At 70.4% G+C, this 16,523-nt stretch carries 15 protein-coding genes; 11 read left to right on the top strand and 4 right to left on the bottom strand.

Annotation, left to right across the window (positions count from 1 at the left end):
• The first annotated feature begins 49 nt into the window (after window positions 1-49).
• The 7 genes from KHC28_RS09325 to KHC28_RS09295 all read left to right on the top strand — a co-directional run bounded on the left by KHC28_RS09325 (window position 50) and on the right by KHC28_RS09295 (window position 6,896).
• Window positions 50-1,348, top strand: coding sequence for a glutamate-5-semialdehyde dehydrogenase (locus KHC28_RS09325; protein ID WP_214008041.1), 1,299 nt, complete (start codon window positions 50-52; stop codon window positions 1,346-1,348).
• On the top strand, window positions 1,345-1,974 hold the full coding sequence (locus KHC28_RS09320) for a nicotinate-nucleotide adenylyltransferase (RefSeq protein ID WP_312893146.1): 630 nt from the start codon (window positions 1,345-1,347) through the stop codon (window positions 1,972-1,974). The genes KHC28_RS09325 and KHC28_RS09320 overlap by 4 nt, the downstream gene beginning before the upstream one ends.
• A gap of 282 nt (window positions 1,975-2,256) precedes the next feature.
• On the top strand, window positions 2,257-2,670 hold the full coding sequence (gene rsfS, locus KHC28_RS09315; protein WP_214008040.1) for a ribosome silencing factor: 414 nt from the start codon (window positions 2,257-2,259) through the stop codon (window positions 2,668-2,670).
• Between the two features lie 19 nt (window positions 2,671-2,689).
• Entirely contained in the window at window positions 2,690-3,172 is a 483-nt protein-coding gene (gene rlmH, locus KHC28_RS09310) for a 23S rRNA (pseudouridine(1915)-N(3))-methyltransferase RlmH (protein WP_214008039.1), read from the top strand.
• A 70-nt stretch (window positions 3,173-3,242) separates the two neighbouring features.
• Window positions 3,243-4,856: a murein hydrolase activator EnvC family protein gene (locus KHC28_RS09305; RefSeq protein ID WP_246564534.1), complete on the top strand. Its 1,614-nt coding sequence runs from the start codon at window positions 3,243-3,245 to the stop codon at window positions 4,854-4,856.
• Complete coding sequence (locus tag KHC28_RS09300) at window positions 4,853-6,202, top strand: S41 family peptidase (RefSeq protein ID WP_214008038.1); 1,350 nt, start codon at window positions 4,853-4,855, stop codon at window positions 6,200-6,202. The genes KHC28_RS09305 and KHC28_RS09300 overlap by 4 nt, the downstream gene beginning before the upstream one ends.
• A 289-nt stretch (window positions 6,203-6,491) precedes the next feature.
• Window positions 6,492-6,896, top strand: a complete 405-nt coding sequence (locus KHC28_RS09295) for a hypothetical protein (RefSeq protein ID WP_214008037.1) — start codon at window positions 6,492-6,494, stop codon at window positions 6,894-6,896.
• Between the two features lie 78 nt (window positions 6,897-6,974).
• Here KHC28_RS09295 and KHC28_RS09290 read toward each other — a convergent pair whose 3' ends face one another.
• Window positions 6,975-7,982, bottom strand: coding sequence for an alpha/beta hydrolase family protein (locus tag KHC28_RS09290; RefSeq protein WP_214008036.1), 1,008 nt, complete (start codon window positions 7,980-7,982; stop codon window positions 6,975-6,977).
• Window positions 7,983-8,239: 257 nt separating this feature from the next.
• On the opposite strand from KHC28_RS09290, the gene KHC28_RS09285 reads away from it, so the two are divergent.
• The 4 genes from KHC28_RS09285 to KHC28_RS09270 all read left to right on the top strand — a co-directional run bounded on the left by KHC28_RS09285 (window position 8,240) and on the right by KHC28_RS09270 (window position 14,112).
• Window positions 8,240-8,752, top strand: coding sequence for an RNA pyrophosphohydrolase (locus tag KHC28_RS09285; protein ID WP_214008194.1), 513 nt, complete (start codon window positions 8,240-8,242; stop codon window positions 8,750-8,752).
• 217 nt (window positions 8,753-8,969) lie between these two features.
• Window positions 8,970-9,674, top strand: coding sequence for a TetR/AcrR family transcriptional regulator (locus KHC28_RS09280; RefSeq protein WP_246564532.1), 705 nt, complete (start codon window positions 8,970-8,972; stop codon window positions 9,672-9,674).
• The gene (locus tag KHC28_RS09275; RefSeq protein ID WP_214008034.1) at window positions 9,671-10,930 is read left to right on the top strand and encodes an efflux RND transporter periplasmic adaptor subunit; all 1,260 of its coding nucleotides are present in this window, start codon (window positions 9,671-9,673) and stop codon (window positions 10,928-10,930) included. Before KHC28_RS09280 ends, KHC28_RS09275 begins: the two co-directional genes overlap by 4 nt.
• A complete protein-coding gene (locus tag KHC28_RS09270) occupies window positions 10,930-14,112 on the top strand; it encodes an efflux RND transporter permease subunit (RefSeq protein WP_214008033.1) in 3,183 nt (1,060 codons plus the stop codon). Before KHC28_RS09275 ends, KHC28_RS09270 begins: the two co-directional genes overlap by 1 nt.
• An 80-nt stretch (window positions 14,113-14,192) precedes the next feature.
• On the opposite strand, the gene KHC28_RS09265 is transcribed toward KHC28_RS09270, so the two are convergent.
• From KHC28_RS09265 to KHC28_RS09255, 3 genes are all read right to left on the bottom strand, one after another.
• The gene (locus KHC28_RS09265) at window positions 14,193-14,864 is read right to left on the bottom strand and encodes an LON peptidase substrate-binding domain-containing protein (RefSeq protein ID WP_214008032.1); all 672 of its coding nucleotides are present in this window, start codon (window positions 14,862-14,864) and stop codon (window positions 14,193-14,195) included.
• 80 nt (window positions 14,865-14,944) lie between these two features.
• Complete coding sequence (gene trxA, locus KHC28_RS09260; protein ID WP_214008031.1) at window positions 14,945-15,868, bottom strand: thioredoxin; 924 nt, start codon at window positions 15,866-15,868, stop codon at window positions 14,945-14,947.
• Between the two features lie 70 nt (window positions 15,869-15,938).
• Window positions 15,939-16,505, bottom strand: a complete 567-nt coding sequence (locus KHC28_RS09255) for a prolyl-tRNA synthetase associated domain-containing protein (protein ID WP_214008030.1) — start codon at window positions 16,503-16,505, stop codon at window positions 15,939-15,941.
• Window positions 16,506-16,523 lie beyond the last annotated feature (18 nt).

The following is a 16,523-nucleotide window of genomic DNA, read 5'->3' as shown; positions in this document are numbered from 1 at the left end:
AGGGCCGCCCTGTTTCGTTCCGCCAACCCGTCGATCACGAGTGAGTGCCATGTCCGCCGGCCAGCTGCGCGCCGTCACCGAAGCCGAAACCGATGTCCGCGCGCTGATGCGCGAGCTGGGAGCGCGCGCCCGCGCCAGCGCCCGCAAGCTCGCCCTCGCCCCGGCGCCGGTGAAGGAAGCGGCGCTGAAGGCGGCGGCGGCGGCGATCCGCGCCGATGCCGCGCTCATCCTCGCCGCCAATGAGGAAGACGTGGCGCGCGCCCGCGCCGCCGGCCTGTCGGAATCGATGATCGACCGGCTGACCCTGACCCCGGCGCGGCTGGAGGCGACCGCCGCCGGCGTCGCCGAGATCGCCGAGTTGCCCGATCCCGTCGGCAAGGTGACCGAGAGCTGGGAGCGGCCGAACGGGCTGCGTCTCGAGCGCGTGCGCACCCCGCTCGGCGTGGTCGGCGTCATCTATGAGAGCCGGCCCAACGTCACCGCCGATGCCGGCAGCCTGTGCCTGAAGGCCGGCAATGCGGTGATCCTGCGCGGCGGCTCCGACAGCTTCCAGTCCAGCCGTGCCATCCATGCGGCAATGGTGAAGGGCCTTGTCTCGGCGGGGCTTCCCGCCGACGCCATCCAGCTGGTGCCGACGCGCGACCGCGCGGCGGTGGGCGCGATGCTGTCCGGGCTCGACGGCAATATCGACGTCATCGTGCCGCGCGGCGGCAAGAGCCTGGTCGCCCGCGTGCAGGACGAGGCGCGGGTGCCGGTATTCGCGCATCTGGAAGGCATCGTGCACATCTTCGTCGACAGGGCCGCCGATCTCGGCAAGGCGCTGACCATCGTGAAGAACGCCAAGCTGCGGCGCACCAGCGTGTGCGGCGCCGCCGAGACGCTGCTGGTCGACCGCGCCGTCGCCGGCGAGATGCTGGCGCCGCTGGTATCGATGCTCATCAATGCCGGCTGCGAAGTGCGCGGCGACGAAGCGGCGCAGGCGGCCGATGCGCGGGTGAAGCCGGCCAGCGAGGCGGACTGGGACACCGAATATCTCGACGCGGTGATCTCGGCCAAGGTGGTGGACGGGCTCGACGCCGCCATCGACCATATCGAGACGCACGGCTCGCACCACACTGACGCCATCCTCACCGAGGACGCGGCGGCGGCGGAGCGCTTCCTCGCCGAGGTCGATTCCGCCATCGTGGTGCACAATGCCTCGACCCAGTTCGCCGATGGCGGCGAGTTCGGCTTCGGCGGCGAGATCGGCATCGCCACCGGGCGGATGCACGCGCGCGGGCCGGTCGGCGCCGAGCAGCTGACCTCGTTCAAATACCGGGTGCGCGGCACCGGCCAGATCCGGCCGTGACACTGGACGTTCGGCCGGCCGATCTGCGCATCCCGCCGTCGGCGCCGGGCATGCGGATCGGCCTCTATGGCGGCTCGTTCAACCCGCCGCATGCCGCGCACCGCGCCGCCAGCCTGCTGGCGCTGAAGAAGCTGCGGCTCGACCGGGTGTGGTGGCTGGTGACGCCCGGCAACCCGCTGAAGGACAATGGCCACCTGCCGCCGCTCGCCACGCGGCTGGCGCTGGCGCGGCAGGTCGCCGACCATCCGGCGCTGGTGCCGACCGGGCTGGAAGCCGGGCTCGGCACCCGCTACAGCCGCGACACCGTGGCCGAGCTGATCCGCCGTCGCCCCGGCGTGCGCTTCGTCTGGCTGATGGGGGCCGACAACCTCGCCAGCTTCCACCGCTGGCAGCGCTGGCGCGACATCGCCGACCTCCTGCCGATCGCGGTGATCGACCGCGCCGGGCTGAGCCTCAACGCCACCGCCGCCCCGGCGGCGCAGGCGCTGGCGCGCTGGCGGCTCGACGAGCGGCTGGCCCCGCAGCTGGCCGACGCGACGGCGCCGGCCTGGATGTTCCTGCACGGGCTGAAATCGCCGCTCTCCTCCACCGCGCTGCGCTCGCGGGCGGCCCGCGACGAGGTCTGACGCCGTGCCGCCGGCGGCGGCGCTGGAGACCCAGAGTTGCATTGCGCACGGCCCGGGCGAGGACCCGAAGTTGCGTCCCTCGCGACACCGGCCGGGGCGCCATATTGCCCCGCATGGGTCGCAGATCGGAGCGGGAAGTTGCGCCGCGTGCGACGCAACATGGCGGAAACGCCGACAAAGCTTGAAAAGCAGGGGCATTCCACGATATCTTAAGGGAGCATTGACGGTGGGGAAAACCTCCACCTCATATGCCTTATGAGAGGATTCGGACCCCTGTCCAGTATGGCGCTTTCCGCAGCCGCCCCCACTAGCCCGGCAGCTGCCCCGGTCTCCGAAGCGCGTTATGACGCCGACGAGATCCTGGCCCTCGTTCTCGCCCGTCTCGACGACGACAAGGCGGAGGACGTCACATCCATCGACCTGCGCGGCAAGACCACCATCGCCGACCACATGGTGGTGGCGTCCGGCCGTTCGCAGCGTCACGTCGGCGCGCTCGCCGATCACCTCGTCGAGGCCCTCAAGGAATTCGGCGTGAAGGGCGTCCGCGTCGAAGGCCAGCCGGCCTGCGACTGGGTGCTGATCGATGCGAGCGACGTGATCGTCCACATCTTCCAGCCGGAAGTGCGGGCGTTCTACAGCATCGAGAAGATGTGGTCGGGCGGACGCCCGGACGCAGCCAAGCCGTCGCGCGGCTGACAATACGAGGCTCCGGCGGGTGCGCCTTCTGATCGTCGCGGTGGGCCGCCTCAAGGCCGGGCCCGAGCGGGAACTGTGTGCCCGCTACATCGACCGGACCGCGAAGGGCGCGCGGGCACTCGGGCTTTCCGGTCCCGACATCGTCGAGCTGGGCGAAAGCTCGGCGCGCCGGCCGGACGACCGCATGGCGGAGGAAGGCGCCGCCCTCCTCGCCGCCCTGCCCGAGGGCGCCGGCATCATCGCCCTCGACCCGCGCGGCACGCAGATCTCCTCCGAGGAAATCGCCGACGACATGGCCGCGCGGCGCGATCGCGGCACCCGCGCGCTGGCGCTGGTGATCGGCGGGGCGGACGGGCTGAGCCCGCCGGTGCGCGCCCGTGCCGAGAAGCTGATCGCCTTCGGCCGTGCCACCTTCCCGCATCAGCTGGTTCGTGTGATGCTGGCGGAACAGCTCTACCGAGCGACCACCATTCTCGCCGGCCATCCCTATCACAAGGGATGATCGGGGATTGCGGGGACGCCGTCGCCCCCGGTTAAGCGCGCGTTAACCAGCTTGCCGCTCTGCTGATCCAATGCCTCGACACATCCCTGCCCGTCCCTCGCGCCTGCGCGCCCGCCGTTCCGTGGCGGCGATGCTGGCGCTCGCGCTCGCCGCCGGCACGCTCGCCGAAGCGGTGCACGGCCGAGAAGGCGAGCAGGGGCAGCAGCGGCTCACCGAACCGCAGGAAACCCTCGACACGCCGACGACGCCCGACGCAATGGAGGCGCCGGGCACGGAGGCGCCGGCCGGGACAGGGCAGGCGCCTGCCCAGGACTCGACCCCGGCTGCAAGCCAGACGACGGGAAGTCAGGCGACGGGAAGTCAGGCGACGGGAAGCCAGGTCACCGGCTCGAATCCCGGCACCGATCCGAATGCCGCGTCGCCCGGCCCGACGGTCGGCCAGAACCCGCCGCGCCCGGCGCCGGCCTCCGATTCCGCCGCGCGGAGCCAGGCGCAGAAGCAGCGCATGGAGCAGCTCGAGACCGACATGAAGGGCAGCGCCGCCGAGCAGGCGCGGCTCGCCGGCGATATCGAGACGCTGAAGGGCGACCGCGCCAAGCTGAATGCCGCGCTGATCGATACCGCCACCAAGGTGCGCGACGTCGAGGACAAGCTCGACGCCAGTGAGCAGCGCCTCGTCGCACTGGAGCGCGAGGAGGCGGATATCCGCGAATCGCTCGATTCACGCCGCGACGAGATGGCCGAGGTGCTCGGCGGCCTCGCCCGGCTCGGCAACCACCCGCCGCCGGCGCTGCTGGTGCGCCCGGACGACGCGCTGCAATCGGTGCGCTCGGCGATGCTGCTCGGCGCGGTGCTGCCCGAGCTCAAGGCCGAGACCGAACTGCTCGCCAGCGAGCTCGCCGCGCAGGAGCGGGTACGCAAGGACGTGGCCGCCGAGCGCGACGCTCTCGCAGAATTGAAAGCGACGCTGGGCGAGCAGCGCCGCCGCACCGCCGCCCTGATCGAGGAGCGCCAGCGCTCGCTGGAGCAGGGCGAGACGGCGCTGGCCGCCGAGCGCGAGCGCGCCGCCGCCTTCGCCGCCGAGGCGAGCAATGTGCGCGACCTGCTAAAGCGCATGGAAACCGAAATCGCCGCCGCCCGCAAGGCGGCCGATGCCGCCAAGGCTCTGACAAGCAAGACGAATCAATCGCCGAGCGAGCGGCTCGCCGCACTGCGCAACCCCGGCCGCATGACGCCGGGCGTCGCCTTCGCCGAGGCGCGCGGCCTGCTTCCGCTGCCGGTAAGCGGCGGCATATTGAAGAATTTCGGCGCCGAGGACGGCTATGGCGGCGCCGAGAAGGGCATGTCCTTCGGCACCCGCCGGCAGGCGCAGGTGGCGGCGCCGAGCGACGGCTGGGTGGTCTATGCGGGACCGTTCCGCTCTTACGGACAACTATTGATCATCAACGCCGGCGGCGGATACCATATCCTAATGGCCGGGATGGATAAGATAACGGTCGAGTTGGGACAGTTCGTATTGTCCGGAGAACCGGTCGGGGTGATGGGCGACGGCCCTCAGCTGGTTTCTTCGGTCGGCCTTGGAACCGCCCAACCCATTCTCTATGTCGAATTCCGCAAGGACGGAATTTCGATTGACCCGACCCCCTGGTGGGTGACGAGCGAGAGCGAGAAGGCACGCGGATGATGCGTAGGACGTCTGTATTTCTGATGGGCGCGGCGATCGGCGCTATCGTCGCCGTTGGCGTTTCGCAGCCGCGCCTGCTGCTCGAGCCGGCCACGGCGATGGCGGCGGCCTCGGACACCTACCGCCAGCTCAACCTGTTCGGCGACGTGTTCGAGCGCGTGCGCGCCGACTATGTCGAGAAGCCGGACGACGCCAAGCTGGTCGAGGCGGCGATCAACGGCATGCTCGCCTCGCTCGACCCGCACTCCACCTACATGGACGCCAAGGACTTCCGCGACATGCAGGTGCAGACCCGCGGCCAGTTCGGCGGGCTCGGCATCGAGGTGACGATGGAGGACGGCCTCGTGAAGGTGGTCGCCCCGATCGACGACACCCCGGCCGCCAAGGCGGGTGTCCAGGCCGGCGACCTGATCGCCAAGCTGGACGACGAAGACGTCAAGGGCATGACGCTCAGCCAGGCGGTCGAGAAAATGCGCGGCGCCGTCGCCACCCCGATCAAGCTGACGGTGATCCGCAAGGGCCAGGACAAGCCGCTCGAGCTGACCCTGGTGCGCGACATCATCAACATCAAGTCGGTGCGCGCCCGCGTCGAACAGGACGACATCGCCTATATCCGCATCACCTCCTTCAGCGAGAACACCGCCGAGGGGCTGAAGAAGTCGATGGACGACCTCGCCAAGCAGATCGGCGAGGACAAGCTCAAGGGCTACATCATCGACCTGCGCAACAATCCGGGCGGCCTGCTCGACCAGGCGATCGAGGTCTCCGATACCTTCCTCGACCGCGGCGAGATCGTCTCCACCCGCGGCCGCAACCCCGACGAGATCGAGCGCCGCAACGCGCGGCCGGGCGACCTTGCCAAGGGCAAGCCGGTGATCGTGCTGGTGAACGGCGGCTCGGCCTCGGCCTCGGAGATCGTCGCCGGCGCGCTGCAGGACCACAAGCGCGCCACCATCCTCGGCTCGCTGTCCTTCGGCAAGGGCTCGGTGCAGACGGTGATCCCGGTCTCCGGCAATGCGGCGATCAAGCTGACCACGGCGCGCTACTACACGCCGTCGGGCCGCTCGATCCAGGCCAAGGGCATTTCGCCGGACATCGAGCTGGTGCAGGACGTGCCGCAGGAAGTGAAGGAAAAGGCCGAGGCGGCCGGGGTGGAGACCACCCGCGGCGAGGCCTCGCTGAAGGGCCACCTGAAGAACGGCGACGACGAGAAGACCGGCTCGCCGGCCTATGTGCCGCCGGATCCGAAGGACGACACCCAGCTGAAGCTGGCGATCGACCTGATGAAGGGCCTGCAGAAGAACGCCGCCTATCCGGCCGATCCCAAGGCCGCCGTGCCGAACTGATCCGGCCCGGCCGACCATCTCGACCCGACCCGAACCCCGCCGCGAGGCGGGGTTCTTCGTTTGCGCGCCCCTCTTCGACAGGCGGGCACGGGCGCGGACGACGGCGACGCCGCCGGGTGCCGCATCCCTGTCCGTCGATGCCGGCGGCCGGGTGCGTGCCGCGACGACGCGCGGGGGGGACGCGGCATTCCGGCAACAGCGGCGAAACATCGCAATTTTCAGCGTTTTTTCCGTCTTTCACCCCCCGCCCTGCCCCGATGCTGCCTTGGTCCGGTTCGACAAGCGTCGCATGACATTGCTTCGCCAGCCGCCGGCGGCCATGCCGGCCTTCCCGAAGACCATTGCCGAGGGCGAGCAGCCGCTCGGCCGCGATATCGGCCGCGACAGCGAGCTCAATCGCGCCGCGGTGGCGATCTTTGGCCTGGCGGGGCTGGCCATCGTCGCCGTCGCCTCGGCCTGGCTGATCCTGCGGGGCGACACCCCCGGGGTGGCGCGCGCCGACGGGCCGCTGCTGGGCGGCAGCTTCGAGGCGGGGACCGCGCCGGTGGCCGCCGATGCGCCGATGCTGCGGCCGGGCTCGCAGACCGATAACGGGCCGGGTCCCGGCGCCTTCACCCTGATGGATGCCGCGACCGGCCTGCGCGAAGTGGTGGAAGTGCTGCCGCCGGGCGACGCCACGACGGTGGCGCGCTAGCGAGCGATAGCGCGCGGGCGACGGTCACCCGTCGGAGCGTGCACCCGTCGGAGCTTGCCGAACCGCCGACAAGACCCATCAGCCGATGCTTGCCCCGAACAGGTCGAGTGCCAGCGCCGTGACCTCGGCATGAACTGCCGCACGATGGACGCCGGGTGCATCGATGCAGATTTCCGGAGCGTCGCGACAGGCGGCCGGCGTGCATTCGTCGAGAAACACATAGTGCCCGACCTCGGCGCCGAGCGGTATCAGCCGGCTCGCGGAAAGCCGGTCCCGCAACCATATCGCGCCGGCCTCGCCCGGCGCCTCGCGGTCGGCACCGCCGACGGTGAGCACCACCGGGGCGCTGATGGCGGCAAGGCTTTCCGGGGTGAGGGCCCGCACGGTCGGCGCCGGCGCCATCAGCAACGCCGAGCGGATGCGCGGATCGCGACAGGGCAGCGACTGCCGCTCCCACGAGGCGCGGAACACCGGGCTCTCCGCCAGCAGCGGCGCGATGCGGTCGGCGAGATCGGGAAATTCACGCGGACCGCGTCCGAAGGACTGGCCGGCCGACCAGTCGAGGAAGCGGGACATCTCGCTGACCGCGCCGAGCAGTGCCAGCGCGGTGTGGCCGCCCAGCGAGAAACCGGCGGCGTGGAAGCGGTCGGGATCGATGCGGCCGGCGAAGCGCGGATCGGCGAGCAGATGGTCGGCGAGCCGCGCGAGATCGCCGGCGCGTTCCCACCAGCATAGGAAACCTTCCGCCCGGTACGGCTCGCGGGCGGTGTTGCCGTGATGATCGACGCCGGCGACGAGAAAGCCGTCCGCCGCCAGCCGGTGCGCCAGCCAGCCAAGGCCGGCGACCGTGCCGCCGGTGCCATGCGAGAGCAGCACCAGCGGCAACCGGCCGGCATCTCCGCTCGGACGGGCGTTGCGGCGCAAGGACCGTGGACGGAAGGTGGCGGACGATGCCTCAGCTTCCGCCCCCGGCTCGTCGCTCGGATACCAGGCCGACCAGCGCAACGGACGCGGGCCGTCGCCCGACCAGTCCGGGCGGGACGGATCGGCGAAGACGCCCTCCGTGAAGCCGACGTTGAAACCCACCGCAACCCCGGCTCGTGTCTGTTCCGCCAGCTAGGGAAAGCAGCTGGCCGGCCGCTGTCAATGCCGGCAGAGGCCGGCGTTCGCGCGGACATTGTCGGCAGCGGACACCGGCCTTCCAGAAGCCGGCCCGCGCCGGTTTCCCGGAAGCCGGCCGCCGACGCCCGGTAAGCATAAATCCATCCGGCCCTACGTTCCGTCACCGCCAGCGCCTATGATGGATGGGCGGCGAGGTGTCCGCGCATGTACCGGCCTTTGCGATGATCCCGTTCGAACAGCTTCCCTACCGCCCCTGCGTCGGCGTCGTGCTCGTCAACCGCGACGGGCTGGTCTTCGTCGGCCGCCGCGTCGGCGGCGCCGAGCATGTCGACGCCACCCATTCCTGGCAGATGCCGCAGGGCGGTATCGACGAGGGCGAGAGCCCGGAGGACGCGGCGCTGCGCGAACTCTACGAGGAGACCAATGTCCGCTCGGTGGAGCCGCTGGCCGAGGTTCCGGACTGGCTGCCTTACGACCTGCCCGAGCCGATCGCCCGCGAAGCCTGGAAGGGGCGCTATCGCGGCCAGATGCAGAAATGGATCGCGCTGCGCTTCACCGGCAAGGACGGCGAGATCGACGTGCGACATCCCGGCGGCGGCAAGCACAAGCCGGAATTCGCCGAATGGCGCTGGGAGAAACTCGGCAACACCCCGGAACTGATCATCCCCTTCAAGCGTGCCGTCTACGAGAAGGTGGTCGCCGCCTTGGCGCCGGTAGTGGAAAAGCAGCCCTAGCCGACGGCCGGCACGGATCCGCGCCGGCGGGCTCGCGACGCTGCGTCGGCCGGAAACACCGAGCGGCCGCCGAATTTCCGCCACCGTTTGACGCAAGGTTATTTTTGCGAACGAACGTTCGTTCTTGATTGTCAACTCACGTCGCGATAATGAGAACGAACGTTCGTTCGCATTCGGATGGACCCTCTCGCGGGGGCCTCCTCAGATGGATCACCGCATGGCCGCCGTGTCCGAGACCGCCCGCAGTACCGATGCGCTCGCCGATCCCGCCTCCGTGCCGCCGGCCGGCGCCGAGGCGGGCGTCGCGACGCCGGCCCGCCGCCGCAAGGCCGATCCGCGCCGGCGGGTGCTCGACGCCGCCGCCGCCTGCTTCACCCGCTCCGGCTTCCACGCCACCTCGATGCAGGAAATCTGCGCCGAGGCGGGAATGAGCCCGGGCGGGCTCTATCGCTATTTCCCGTCCAAGGATGCCATCATCCTCGCCATCGTCGAGGAAGAGCGCAGCGCCCGCATGCAGATGCTCGACATGATGCACGCCGCGCCGAGCTTCGCCGCGGGCCTCACCGCCATGGGCCAGGCGCTGTTCTCCGGCGAGATGCCGATGGTGTGCGCCGATCTCGGCCCGGAAATCGCCGCCGAGGCCGCGCGCAACCCCAAGCTCAAGGCCAAGTTCGACGAAGCCGACGAGGAGATGGGCAACGCCATCCGCGACGCCCTCATCGCCGGACAGCAGCGCGGCGAGATCGACCCCGACATCGATCCCGACATCGCCATGACGCTGATCGACGCCATCGGCGACGGGCTGCTGCTGCGCCGGCGGCTGCAGCCGGAGCTGCCGCTCGCCGCCATGATGCCCGGCTTCGGCGATCTCATCGCCCGCATGCTCGCCCCCGCCAAACCCGCCATGGTCGACCCGACATGAAGATCGCTCCTTCCACCCTGCGCGGCCGGGTGACCCTCGCCCTCGCCATGACCGTCCTCGTGGTGGGGGTCGGCGGCTATGCGCTGCGCGACCGCGTTCCCTTCGGCCTCCGGCTCGGCGTAACCGATCCGGCGCAGGCCACCACTGCCCCCGAGCCCAAGGCCGCCCGCGGCGTCACGGTGAGCGTGGTGCCGGCGACGCCGCGCGAGGTGGTGGAGCGCCTGCCGGTGACCGGCACCCTCGCCGCCCGCGAGGAGATCATGGTCGGGCCGGAGATCGACGGCTACCGGATCACCGAGATCCTGGTCGAGGAAGGCGACCGCGTCGCCAAAGGCGCGGTGCTCGCCCGGCTGTCGCGCGACACGCTGGTGGCGCTGCTGGCGCAGAACACCGCCAATGCGGCGAAGGCGCAGGCCGCCATCGCCCAGCAGAAGGCCTCGCTGGAGCAGGCCGATGCCCAGCGCATCGAGGCGGAAGCCGCGGTGGAGCGCGCCCGTACTCTGATCAAGACCGGCGCCACTTCGCAGGAAGTGCTCGACCAGCGCGAGCGCGCGGTGCGGGTCGCCACCGCCCAGGTGGCCGCCGCACGACAAATGGTGACCGCCGCCGAGGCGGACGCCGCGCAGATCAAGGCCAATCGCGACGAATTGGAGGTCCGGCTCGGCCGCACCGAGATCAAGGCGCCGGAGGCCGGCATCGTCTCCTCGCGCGGCGCGCGCCTCGGCGCCATCGTGCTGTCGGCCAATAGCGAGCCGCTGTTCCGCATCGTCAAGGACGGTGCCATCGACCTCAATGCCGAGGTGCCGGAATCGGCGCTGCCGCGCATGAAGCCGGGCATGCCGGTCGCGGTGACCCCGGCCGGCTTCACCGCCCCGCTGGTCGCCACGGTGCGCCTGGTCGGCGCCAAGGTCGATCCCGCCACCCGCCTCGCGCGCGTCGCCGTCGCCCTGCCGGACGACCCGCGCATGCGCCCCGGCGCCTATGCGCGCGGCGACATCGAGCTTGCCCGCCACACCGGCCTTGCCTTGCCGCTCTCGGCAGTGCAGTTCGACAAGGACGGCGCCTTCGTGCTGGTCGTGGACGGCGACACGGTGCACCACCGCGCGGTGAAGACCGGGCTGATGGGCGACGGCTTCGTCGAGATCACCGAGGGCATGACCAACGGCGAGAACGTGGTCGCCCGCGCCGGCGGCTTCCTGCGCGACGGCGACCGGGTGAGCCCGGTGCCGGTCGCCGACGTCAAGGGCGGCGTGTGATGGCGCTCAACATCTCCGCCTGGTCGATCCGCTCGCCGATCCCCTCCATCGTGCTGTTCGTGGTGCTGACCGCGCTCGGCCTCTACACCTTCGACCGGCTGCCGGTAACGCGCATGCCGAACATCGACGTGCCGATCGTCACCGTCACCGTCACCCAGCCCGGCGCCGCGCCGAGCGAGCTGGAAACCCAGGTGACCAAGCGCATCGAGACCGCGATCGCCGGCACCCAAGGAGTGAAGCACATCACCTCCTCCATCACCGAGGGCGCCTCGGTGACCACGGTGGAGTTCCAGCTGGAGACGCAGGTCGACCGCGCGGTGAACGACGTGCGCGACGCGGTCACCGGCATACGTTCCGAGCTGCCGCAGGACATCGAGGAGCCGCTGATCCAGCGCGTCGACGTCGAGGGCATGGCGATCGTCACCTATGCCGCCTCGGCGCCGCAGATGACGCCGGACGAACTCTCCTGGTTCGTCGACGACACGGTGATCCGCGCGCTGCAGGGCGTGCGCGGCGTTGCGCAGGTGAAGCGCGAGGGCGGCGTCGACCGCGAGATCCGCATCTCGATGAACCCCGACAAGCTGGCCGCGCTCGGCGTCACCGCCGCCGACGTCAACCGCCAGCTGGTCGCCACCAATGTCGATCTCGCCGGCGGCCGCGGCGAGATCGGCACCCAGGAACAATCGGTGCGCACGCTGGGCGGGGCGCTGACCGTCGCCGACCTCGCCGAGACCCGCATCTCGCTGCCGGCCACCGCCACCTCCTCGGCGCGGCAGGTGCGGCTGGCCGACCTCGCCACCGTCACCGACGGCGCCGCCGAGCCGCGCATCTTCGCCCAGCTCGACGGCAAGCCGGTGGTCGCCTTCGGCATCTACCGCGCCAAGGGCTATTCGGATGTCGACGTCGCCAACCGGGTCGAGGAGACGCTGCGACAGCTGGAGACGGCGCATCCGGAAGCGCGGATCACGCTGATCGATTCCATGGTGCGCTACACCGAGGCCGACTACACCTCGGCGATGCACACGCTGATCGAGGGCGCGGTGCTCGCCATCATCGTGGTGCTGCTGTTCCTGCGCGACTGGCGGGCCACCATCATCTCGGCCACCGCCATCCCGCTCTCCATCCTGCCCACCTTCTGGGTGATGGACATGCTCGGCTTCTCGCTCAACGGCGTGAGCCTGCTGGCAGTGACGCTGGTGACCGGCATCCTGGTCGACGACGCCATCGTCGAGATCGAGAACATCGTGCGCCATATGCGCATGGGCAAATCGGCCTATCGCGCCGCCATCGACGCCGCCGACGAGATCGGTCTCGCCGTGGTGGCGACGACGCTGACCATCGTCGCGGTGTTCGCGCCGGTGAGCTTCATGGGTGGCATTGCCGGCCAGTATTTCCGCCAGTTCGGCATCACCGTCGCCGTGGCGGTGCTGTTCTCGCTGCTGGTGGCGCGGCTGCTCACCCCGATGCTCGCCGCCTATTTCCTGCGCGAGCACGGCCATCGCGAGAAGCCTGACAGCGCGCTGATGCGCGGCTACATCCGGCTGCTGCGCGCCAGCGTGCGCCACCGCTTCGTCACCGTGGCGGCCGGCATCCTCCTGTTTATCGGCTCGATGTGGCTGTCGACGCTGCTGCCCTCCGGCTTCATCCCCAATGCCGACGTCTCGCGCTCGGTGCTGGCGCTGGAATTGCCGCCCGGCTCGACGCTGGATTCGACCCGCCGGGTGGTGAACGAGGTCACCACCCTGTTCGAGAACCAGCCGGAAGTGGCGAGCGTGTTCGCCACCGGCGGCGGCGGCGTGGCGGTGGGTCCGGTCAGCGCCGCCGGCGAGGTCCGCAAGGCGACGATGATCATCAACCTCAAGCCGCGCGCCGAACGCCAGGACACCCAGAAGCAGTTCGAGGCGCGGATGCAGCGGGAGATCGCCGCCATCCCCGATCTGCGCTTCAATTTCGGCGCTTCCGGCGGCGCCGGCCCCGGCGGGCGCGAATTCACCGTCATCCTCTCCGGCTCGGACGGGGCGGCGGTGGAGCAGGCGGCGCTGAAGCTGGAGCGCGAGATCCGCGCCGATGTGAGGGGCCTCACCAATGTGGTGACCTCGGCGGCGCTGGAGCGGCCGGAACTCCGGATGATGCCGCGGCTGTCGGAAGCCGCGCAGCTCGGCGTCTCCGTCGCCGACATCGCCCAGACGGTACGCATCGCCACCATCGGCGACATCTCGCAGAACCTCGCCAAATTCTCCGCCGGCGACCGGCAGGTGCCGATCCGCGTGCAGCTCGACCAGAATGCCCGCGCTGACCTCGCGACCTTCCGCACCCTGAAGGTGCGCACCGCCGCCGGCGCCGCGGTACCTCTCGACGCGGTGGCCGACATCTCCTTCGCCACCGGCCCGACCAGCCTCGACCGCTACGACCGGGCGCGGCGCGTCGCCATCGAGGCCGACCTCACCACCGGCACCCAGCTCGGCGAGGCGCTGGCCGAGGTCTATGCGCTGCCGGGCGCGAAGAACCTGCCGGCCGGGGTGACGCTGAAGGAGGCCGGCGACGCCGAGATCATGGCCGAGGTGTTCGGCGGCTTCGCCACCGCCATGGGCGCCGGCGTGATGATGGTGCTGGCGGTGCTGGTGCTGCTGTTCGCCAACCTCCTGCAGCCCATCACGATTCTCGTGGCCCTGCCGCTGTCGGTGGGCGGCGCCTTCGTGGCGCTGCTGATCACCAACAACGCGATGACGCTGCCGGTGGTGATCGGCTTCCTGATGCTGATGGGCATCGTGACCAAGAACGCCATCCTGCTGGTCGATTTCGCCATCGACTCGGTGAAGGCGGGACATGACCGCACCACGGCGCTGATCGAGGCCGGGCGCAAGCGCGCGCAGCCGATCGTCATGACCACCATCGCCATGGCGGCCGGCATGGTGCCTTCCGCCATGGGCCTCGGCGAGGGCTCGGACTTCCGCGCGCCGATGGCGATCGCGGTGATCGGCGGGCTTCTGGCCTCGACACTGCTGTCGCTGGTGTTCGTGCCGGCGGTGTTCACCCTGATGGACGATCTCGGGCGCTGGCTGGCCCGGTTGTTGGGCCGCTTCGTCGGCCCGCGCGACGAGCCTGAGGCGCCGGCGGCCTCCTCGACCGCGCCGGCCGCGACTCTGCACACCATGCCGCACCCGCCGATGGCGGCGGAGTGAACCTCAGGCGCAATGCAGCCATGAAATGAAAAGGGCCGGATCATCGATCCGGCCCTTTGTCATCGCGATACCTCGAACCGCTATTGCAGCGGCGCCTCGGTGTCGCCGTCGCCGCCACGGGCCAGCGCCATTTCGGTCACCGCGATCAGCATCTCCGCCCGGTCGGCCAGGGTGACGGCCTCCAGCAGCGCCTGCTTCTCCCGCCCGCCGAACGGCGACATCATGGCGAGCGCGTTGACCAGCGCCTCGTTCGGCGCGTCCTTGATGCTTTCCCAGTCGGCTTCCAGGCGGTTGGCGTCGAGATAGGCGGCGAGCGTCTTCAGGAGACGGCTGCGATCCACCGCCTCGGCGCCGATATTCGGCGTGAAGTCGTCCTCGAAGCCGGAAAAGTCCAGCCCCGCCTGCCGGTAGGGCGTGGTCGCCGCGATCTCGCCGCCGAGGCGGAAGCGGGTGATACCGGTGAGGGTGATGAGATAGCGACCGTCACCGCTCTCGGCGAATTCGGTGATGCGGCCGAGGCAGCCGACCCCCTGCAGCGCCGGATTGGCGGTGGTGACCAGCGCCGGCACCGGCTGGATGATGCCGATCACCCGCTCGCCCTTCAGAGCATCGTCCACCATGGCGAGGTAGCGCGGCTCGAAGATGTTCAGCGGCAGCTGGCAACGCGGCAGCAGCAGCGCGCCGTCCAATGGAAACAGCGGCACCGCGGCAGGAAGCTCCGCCGGCCCGCCATAGGGGCGATTGATCGCCATCAGCCCTCCGAAAAGGCCGACCCCGCCGGCCGGCCGTCAGTCACGCGAAAAGACGGACGCGGCCCTCGCCGGGCGGGCCGTCAGGAGAACAGGATGGAGGACAGCCGGCGACGGCCAAGCACCGTCATCTCGTCGGTCGGCCCCCACGCCTCGAAGAACTGTACCAGCTGCTTGCGGGCGCCGTCCTCGTTCCAGTTGCGGTCCTTGCGCACGATGGTCAGCAGTTCGTCGACCGCCTCCTCGCGCTTGCCGCGGGCATTGAGCGCCAGAGCGAGGTCGAAGCGGGCCTGATGGTCGGCGGCATTGGCCGCGACCTTCGCCTCCAGCTCGCGCACGTCGCCGAGGGCGGCCGCGGCCTCCTCCAGATCGATGGCGGCGCGCACCGCGGCCACCGCCGGATCGCCGGCGCCGGCCTCGGGCACCAGAGCGAGGGTCGCCTTGGCCTGCTCGAGGTCGCCGGTGGCGAGATGGGCGCGAGCGATACCGGCGAGCGCCTTCACATTGCCCGGCTCCTCGGCCAGCACATGGGCGTAGAGCTCGGTGGCGCCGGCGGCGTCGCCCTCGGCGAGGGCGGCATCGGCGCTGGCGAGGATCTCGGCGAGGTCCGGCCCGCCGCCGCCGGCGGCGACCAGACGGTCGACCAGCGCCTGCACCTGCGATTCCGGCTGCGCGCCCATGAAGCCGTCGACCGGCTGGCCGTTGACGAAGGCGTAGACGGTGGGCAGCGACTGGATGCCGAGCTGCTGGGCGACGGTGGGATGCTCGTCGGTGTTCATCTTGGCGAGACGCACCTTGCCCTTGGCGGCGCGTACCACCTTCTCGATTACCGGGGTGAGCTGCTTGCAGGGGCCGCACCAGGGCGCCCAGAAGTCGACCAGCACCGGGCGGCGCTGCGATTCCTCCACCACGTCCTTCATGAAGCTGCGGGTGGTGGTGTCGATGATGACACCGTCACCGGCCTCAGCGCCGTTGGCGGCCGGTGCGGCGGACTGATTGAGCAGCATGTGACGTCCTCGAAGCGATCGGTACTCGGTCGGTGACTAAAATGGTCGGTCGGGCGGCGATTGCAACCGCTCAGGCGCCGCCGGGCGCCGCATCGGCTCCGACGGCCGCCGCGTCGACGCCGACAGGCGCCTCCGTGCGGCGCGGCACCGCGAGGATCAGCGGCTCATGGCCGGTGGCGCGCAGGAAGCGGATGAGATCATCGCGGGCGATGGCGGTGGTCGCAGTGTTGACCAGCGGATGGCAGTTGATCTGCGCGTGATCCATCAATTCGGCATCGACGATCACCCGCACCCGGCCGGCCCCGTCGTTCACCGGCGCGAAGGCGGTCACCGAGCCGGGCTTCACCCCCAGCACCTCGTCCAGGAGCTCGGCGCTGCCGAAGGACAGCCGGCTGGCGGCGCCGAGCGGGCCATGCAGGCTCTTGAGATCGACCGGTACGTCCTGCCCGACGACGACGAGGAAAAGGTTGCCCTTCTTGTCCTTGAGGAACAGGTTCTTGGTGTGCCCGCCGGGCAGCGCCTCGATCACCGCCTGCGATTCCGCCACCGTGAACACCGGCGGGTGCTCGACAGTGGTCGTTTCGATGCCGAGCTCGGCGAGGCGGGCGAACAGGTCGTCGGGCGTGAGGGCGGGCATGGCGGATCCTTCGCGGGG

The organism is Ancylobacter sonchi (genome assembly GCF_018390695.1).
In the GTDB taxonomy this organism is placed as follows: Bacteria; Pseudomonadota; Alphaproteobacteria; order Rhizobiales; family Xanthobacteraceae; genus Ancylobacter; species Ancylobacter sonchi.
The sequence above is the reverse complement of the archived record's forward strand: the minus strand, read 5'-3'. Positions and strand labels throughout refer to the sequence as shown.

What these genes read in the sequence shown, in the direction of transcription:
- KHC28_RS09270 (WP_214008033.1), top strand. Translation starts at nt 10,930, where the DNA reads ATGGCGCTCAACATCTCCGCCTGGTCGATCCGCTCGCCGATCCCCTCC.
- KHC28_RS09300 (WP_214008038.1), top strand. Translation starts at nt 4,853, where the DNA reads ATGATGCGTAGGACGTCTGTATTTCTGATGGGCGCGGCGATCGGCGCT.
- KHC28_RS09280 (WP_246564532.1), top strand. Translation starts at nt 8,970, where the DNA reads ATGGCCGCCGTGTCCGAGACCGCCCGCAGTACCGATGCGCTCGCCGAT.
- KHC28_RS09325 (WP_214008041.1), top strand. Translation starts at nt 50, where the DNA reads ATGTCCGCCGGCCAGCTGCGCGCCGTCACCGAAGCCGAAACCGATGTC.
- KHC28_RS09275 (WP_214008034.1), top strand. Translation starts at nt 9,671, where the DNA reads ATGAAGATCGCTCCTTCCACCCTGCGCGGCCGGGTGACCCTCGCCCTC.
- rsfS (WP_214008040.1), top strand. Translation starts at nt 2,257, where the DNA reads ATGGCGCTTTCCGCAGCCGCCCCCACTAGCCCGGCAGCTGCCCCGGTC.
- KHC28_RS09265 (WP_214008032.1), bottom strand. Translation starts at nt 14,864, where the DNA reads ATGGCGATCAATCGCCCCTATGGCGGGCCGGCGGAGCTTCCTGCCGCG.
- trxA (WP_214008031.1), bottom strand. Translation starts at nt 15,868, where the DNA reads ATGCTGCTCAATCAGTCCGCCGCACCGGCCGCCAACGGCGCTGAGGCC.
- KHC28_RS09255 (WP_214008030.1), bottom strand. Translation starts at nt 16,505, where the DNA reads ATGCCCGCCCTCACGCCCGACGACCTGTTCGCCCGCCTCGCCGAGCTC.
- KHC28_RS09295 (WP_214008037.1), top strand. Translation starts at nt 6,492, where the DNA reads ATGACATTGCTTCGCCAGCCGCCGGCGGCCATGCCGGCCTTCCCGAAG.
- KHC28_RS09305 (WP_246564534.1), top strand. Translation starts at nt 3,243, where the DNA reads ATGCCTCGACACATCCCTGCCCGTCCCTCGCGCCTGCGCGCCCGCCGT.
- KHC28_RS09285 (WP_214008194.1), top strand. Translation starts at nt 8,240, where the DNA reads ATGATCCCGTTCGAACAGCTTCCCTACCGCCCCTGCGTCGGCGTCGTG.